Origin of the sequence: Streptomyces beijiangensis, from assembly GCF_017315755.1 — a bacterium.
GTDB classification, from domain to species: domain Bacteria; phylum Actinomycetota; class Actinomycetes; order Streptomycetales; family Streptomycetaceae; genus Streptomyces; species Streptomyces beijiangensis.
In genome coordinates, this window is sequence record NZ_JAFLRJ010000705.1 from 1 (window position 1) to 458 (window position 458).

Annotated in this window: 1 protein-coding gene; it reads right to left on the reverse strand. The window is 70.1% G+C overall.

What is annotated here, in order from left to right; genetic code table 11:
- Positions 1-458, reverse strand: a 458-nt coding sequence (locus tag J0695_RS38505) for an acyl-CoA dehydrogenase family protein (RefSeq protein ID WP_206969498.1), incomplete at both ends; no start/stop codon positions are given.

The following is a 458-nucleotide window of genomic DNA, read 5'->3' on the forward strand; positions in this document are numbered from 1 at the left end:
CTCGGAGACACCCGCGTTGGTGATCCAGCGCTTCACGCCGTTGAGGACCCAGAAGTCGCCGTCGCGTACGGCCTTCGTCTTCATGCCGGCCGCGTCCGAGCCCGACGCGGGCTCGGAGAGGCAGTAGGAGAACATGCCGTCGCCCTTGGCCAGGGGGGTCATGTACTTCTTCTTGAGGTCCTCGGAGCCGGAGAGGATCACCGGGAGCGAGCCGAGCTTGTTGACGGCCGGGATGAGAGAGGAGGAGGCGCAGACGCGGGCCACCTCCTCGATCACGATGACCGTGGCTAGCGCGTCGGCTCCCGTGCCGCCGTACTCCTCTGGGACGTGCACGGCGTGCAGGTCGGCCGCGGTCAGGGCGTCGAGCGCCTCCTGCGGGAAGCGGGCCTCCTCGTCGACGGCCGCCGCGAAGGGGGCGATCTTCGCCTCGGCGAGGGAGCGGAGCGCGTCGCGGAGCA